Source organism: Dysgonomonas sp. Marseille-P4677 (assembly GCF_016652235.1).
GTDB lineage: Bacteria > Bacteroidota > Bacteroidia > Bacteroidales > Dysgonomonadaceae > Dysgonomonas.
Map to the genome: position 1 here is coordinate 1 of NZ_JAEPKU010000200.1, position 4,768 is coordinate 4,768.

5 protein-coding genes are annotated in these 4,768 nt (G+C 33.9%); 3 read left to right on the forward strand and 2 right to left on the reverse strand.

What is annotated here, in order from left to right; translation table 11 throughout:
* Positions 1-73: 73 nt before the first annotated feature.
* Positions 74-487, reverse strand: coding sequence for a putative quinol monooxygenase (locus tag JGH11_RS18990; RefSeq protein WP_201114411.1), 414 nt, complete (start codon positions 485-487; stop codon positions 74-76).
* 313 nt (positions 488-800) lie between these two features.
* On the opposite strand from JGH11_RS18990, the gene JGH11_RS18995 reads away from it, so the two are divergent.
* Positions 801-1,481, forward strand: coding sequence for an MIP family channel protein (locus tag JGH11_RS18995; protein ID WP_201114412.1), 681 nt, complete (start codon positions 801-803; stop codon positions 1,479-1,481).
* A 239-nt stretch (positions 1,482-1,720) separates the two neighbouring features.
* Positions 1,721-2,311, forward strand: coding sequence for an RNA polymerase sigma factor (locus tag JGH11_RS19000; RefSeq protein ID WP_201114413.1), 591 nt, complete (start codon positions 1,721-1,723; stop codon positions 2,309-2,311).
* A gap of 62 nt (positions 2,312-2,373) precedes the next feature.
* On the opposite strand, the gene JGH11_RS19005 is transcribed toward JGH11_RS19000, so the two are convergent.
* The gene (locus JGH11_RS19005) at positions 2,374-3,327 is read right to left on the reverse strand and encodes an aldo/keto reductase (RefSeq protein WP_201114415.1); all 954 of its coding nucleotides are present in this window, start codon (positions 3,325-3,327) and stop codon (positions 2,374-2,376) included.
* A gap of 290 nt (positions 3,328-3,617) precedes the next feature.
* Here JGH11_RS19005 and JGH11_RS19010 point away from each other — a divergent pair.
* The coding region (locus tag JGH11_RS19010) for an ATP-dependent helicase (RefSeq protein ID WP_201114417.1) at positions 3,618-4,768 on the forward strand (1,151 nt) is incomplete at its 3' end.

Consider the following 4,768-nt stretch of genomic DNA (forward strand, 5'->3'; position numbering starts at 1 on the left):
ACAGGAATAGATAAGACAAAGAACATATATTTTTTCTTTATTTTTATTACTTTATCTTTTTATCTAATGTCTGTTAATAGACCAATTTTAAAATACTCACCTCCGATTTTTCGATCAGGTCTTTCGATGCCTCTTTAAAGATTTTAAAGTGATCTGTATTATTGTGAAAATTAATAGCATCTTGCGATTCCCATTCTTCCAGCATTATAAACTTAGTAGGGTTAGCTATATCTTGATGGAGGTTGTATGAAATACATCCTTCTTCTTCCTGACTGCTTTGGACTACAGCTTGAAATATAGGTAAAATATCATTTATCGCTTCTGGCTTAACAGTTATAATAGCAACGATTTTTAATTCATCACCGGTTCTTTCGTCATCCATGCCTGTTTTTACTACAATTGCATCTTCTTGAGCAACCTCCGATTTTTTGTTACAACTGGTAATACAGAGTAACCCGAATAATGTAATAAATATAATTTTCTTCATAATAATTATTCTAGTTTTTATATACTTCCGAACATAATACAAATATAAACATTGATCTTTATTGTTAAGATAAAAACTTTGTAAATTACTAATCTTTTATACGTATTTCTTGTTTGTTATCAGTATGATATAGATAAAATAAAAACAAAAAGATATCTAGATGTGTTTATTCTATAAAATATGTTTATTATGTCAAATTAGAATATACATCTTGTGATTGTTTGTTTTTAATATATAAATTCGTACTATTGTATTATTAACATGAATTTTCACATTAGCACAATTGTTTAATTAAACTTAGAGGGAAAATATAATGAAAAAGTATTTAGCAGAAATGATAGGTACCATGGTTCTGGTACTTATGGGTTGTGGTAGTGCAGTTTTTGCCGGGGCGCTCCAGCCTTTTGCATCAATTGGGACACTAGGCGTAGCATTTGCTTTTGGTTTGTCGGTCGTTGCCATGGCTTATACGATCGGTAAAGTTTCAGGGTGTCATATCAATCCGGCCATTACGCTTGGTATGCTGATCTCGAAAAAGATATCGGGAAAGGATGCCGGTATGTATATGGTCTTTCAGGTGTTTGGGGCTATTATCGGTTCGGCAATATTGTATATTTTAGCAAAAGATTCAGGTTCTACAACAACTTTGACGGGAGCTAATGGATTTGGAGATGGTGCAATGCTCACTGCTTTTATCGCGGAGACAGTATTTACCTTTATTTTTTTACTTGTAGTATTAGGTTCTACATCGAAGGGTGGAGCCGGAAACTTTGCTGGTCTAGCTATCGGTCTAACCTTGGTTTTGGTACATATCGTTTGTATTCCAATAACAGGTACATCTGTAAATCCAGCTCGTAGTATTGGTCCTGCTATATTCGATGCTATAGAAGGTGGAAAAGCTTTATCTCAACTTTGGTTATTTATTATCGCTCCATTTTTAGGTGCAGCTATAGCAGCCGGAGTATGGAAAGTTATTGATACAGATAAGGAGTAATTCTATTTAAATATGATATCAAAGGTCTCCATGTGAAATGCGGGGCCTTTGTATTTAGATATATAAAAAGTGTTTTTTTAATAAAATAGATTGATATTGTTAAATAATCTTTTGTCATTTGTATGTTAAGTAAATTTGCTTTTTATTTGTATTGTTAACGCAGCAATATTTATTAACCCTCAAAACCAATAGCCTATAGAATATACATTACTCTTTTGAAAACTAATATATAAGAGATAATGGAAACATTAATAACAATGACCGACGAACAATTGGTCACAGATTATTCTAATGGCAATAATTTTGCTTTCGACATTCTTTTGTCCAGACATAAACAAAGTGTTTTTAACTACATTTACTTTACTGTACGTGACAGGCAATTGGCTGAAGATATTTTTCAGGATACCTTTATTAAAGCTATAGTAACCATTAAACAAGGGCGTTATACAGAAACAGGTAAGTTTCGTGCATGGATATCCCGTATTGCTCACAATCTCATCATCGATTACTTTCGTCAGGAAAAAAATGAAAATACGATATCGAATGATGAAGCTCCAATAGATTTGTTAAATAATTCATCTCTTTGCGATGGTACTATCGAAGATGAAATGGTAAGGATGCAAATAACATCGGATGTGCGTAAGTTAATACTGCATTTGCCCGAAAGCCAGAGGGAAGTTCTTGAAATGCGCTATTATCAGGATTTGAGCTTTAAAGAAATTGCAGATAAAACAGGTGTAAGTATTAATACAGCATTGGGTCGGATGCGTTATGCAATCTTAAATATACGTCGCATGGCCGAAGAAAACAATATTGCTTTAACGATGTAAATTATAATGACATAAAAAAACAATAAGCATCTCTACTATAGGGATGCTTATTGTTTTAATATTTAGGCGAGTATTCTTTCTATTAACTCTAGTTCATCAGTAGAGAATTTTGAATTTTCTTTTGCTTTCAGATTGTCTTTTAACTGCGCAAGGGAGCTTGTCCCTATAATAACCGATGTTACTTGCTTATTGTGTAACAGCCATGCTAAAGCCATTTCGGCAAGAGTCTGTCCTCGTTGAGTAGCTAGGTTATTTAATGCTGTAACCTTTTTGATAACCTCTGAGGTTATTTCACTTTCCTGTAAAAATCCGTGGCTCTTATGTGCTCGTGAGTTCTCAGGTATACCATGTAGATATCTATTAGTAAGTACACCTTGAGCTAAAGGAGAAAAAGCTATAAATCCCACACCATATTTTTCGTTGATAGCCATATGTTCTTTTTCAGGTTCACGTACAAGCATACTGTATTTATCCTGATAGATAAGGCAGGGTACATGTTGCGATTTTAGTATTTCGTATGCTTCTATAGCTTTTTGTGGAGGATATTTTGATATGCCAATATACAATGCTTTGCCTTGGCGTACAATATCTATTAGGGCTTGCATCGTTTCCTCAATGGGAGTTTGCGGGTCGTAACGGTGTGAATAAAATATGTCGAAATATTCCAACCCGGTACGTTTCAAGCTTTGGTTGATACTGGCCATTATATATTTTCGGGAGCCACCATCTCCATATGGTCCATCCCACATTAGATGCCCGGCTTTGGACGAAATAATAAGTTCATCACGATGGCCTTTCAATTCTTTTACTAATACCTTCCCAAAATTTGTTTCGGCACTACCTGGAGGAGGTCCATAATTATTTGCTAAATCGAAATGGGTTATTCCATTATCGAAAGCATGTAGAATCATAGATGTTGCAGTTTCGAAGCTGTCCACATCTCCAAAATTATGCCATAATCCAAGTGATATTTCCGGCAGTTGTAATCCACTTTTACCACAAAAGTTATATTTCATGTTGTTTATTTTTTATTATAGATAAAGATAATATATTTCTTTTTCTTATAGTATCTGATACTCAGTTTTATTTTAACTAAAAGGTGACAAAAGTTACATCTTTTCTAAAGTTTTATACTGTTACCTTAATGCGATGTTGGTAGAGTGGAGCTAAACTTCTTTAGTATATATAGATAAACTAAACTACAGATTGTAAAAAATATGATGAAAATATTTTAGTATAGTTTGTATTTCCAAAATTCCTATAACTCATAACTAAGAGTTATCTTTGTTTCACTATCACAATTTCTATGGATAATTTACTTGGTCAATTAAATAAGCAGCAACGTGACGCTGTAGAATATATAAACGGTCCTTCACTTATTATAGCTGGTGCAGGTTCGGGTAAAACTCGTGTACTTACGTATAAAATAGCGTATCTATTACAGCAAGGATATCATCCGCAGAGCATTCTTTCCTTGACTTTTACTAATAAGGCTGCTCGTGAGATGAAAGAGCGTATTGCCGAACTTATAGGATGGCAGTATGCCCGTTATTTATGGATGGGTACATTTCACTCTGTCTTTTCACGTATTTTGCGAACTGAGGCGGAGAAAATAGGCTTTACGTCTAATTTTACAATTTTCGATTCGGCTGATTCTCGCAATATGATAAAAACAATAATAAAACAGTTTCAGCTAGACGATAAAGTGTATAAGCCGGCACGTGTGCAGGGAACAATCTCGAATGCAAAAAATGCATTGATTTCACCTCAAATGTATGCTCAGAATAAAGAACTGGTAGAATATGACTCCCGGTCTAAAATGCCTGTATTAAAGGATATTTACAGAGAATATAATAATAGGTTGAAAGCGTCTAACACAATGGATTTTGATGATTTGTTGTTTTATACCAATTGTCTCTTTAGAGATCATCCCGACGTGTTAAAGTCTTATCAGGAGCGTTTTCAGTTTATATTGGTAGATGAGTATCAGGATACTAATTTTGCACAATATTTGGTTGTGAAGCAATTGGCTGATGCACATCATCGCGTATGTGTAGTAGGGGATGATGCACAGAGTATTTATTCATTCCGTGGAGCGAATATCGATAATATATTGAAATTTAAAGAAGTATATGCTGAATCGCGCCTTTTTAAATTAGAGCAAAATTACCGTTCTACTCAAAATATTGTAAATGCAGCCAATAGTCTTATAAGACAAAATAGAGAGCAGATACAGAAAACTGTATTTTCTGAAAATGTTGAGGGGGAACGGATTGAAGTATCGAGTTCTTTTTCAGATTTTGAAGAGGGCGTTATAGTTTCTAATAAAATATGGGATTTGCGTAGAGATAAGAAAGCTTCATATAGCGATTTTGTAATTTTGTATCGGACAAATGCTCAATCACGTATTTTTGAAGAAGCATTACGTAAGAAGAATATTCCTTATCGGATATACGG

Bases quoted from the DNA above. Each gene is read 5' to 3' on its own strand.
- JGH11_RS19000 (WP_201114413.1), top strand. From the start codon at position 1,721: ATGGAAACATTAATAACAATGACCGACGAACAATTGGTCACAGATTAT.
- JGH11_RS18995 (WP_201114412.1), top strand. From the start codon at position 801: ATGAAAAAGTATTTAGCAGAAATGATAGGTACCATGGTTCTGGTACTT.
- JGH11_RS19005 (WP_201114415.1), bottom strand. From the start codon at position 3,327: ATGAAATATAACTTTTGTGGTAAAAGTGGATTACAACTGCCGGAAATA.
- JGH11_RS18990 (WP_201114411.1), bottom strand. From the start codon at position 487: ATGAAGAAAATTATATTTATTACATTATTCGGGTTACTCTGTATTACC.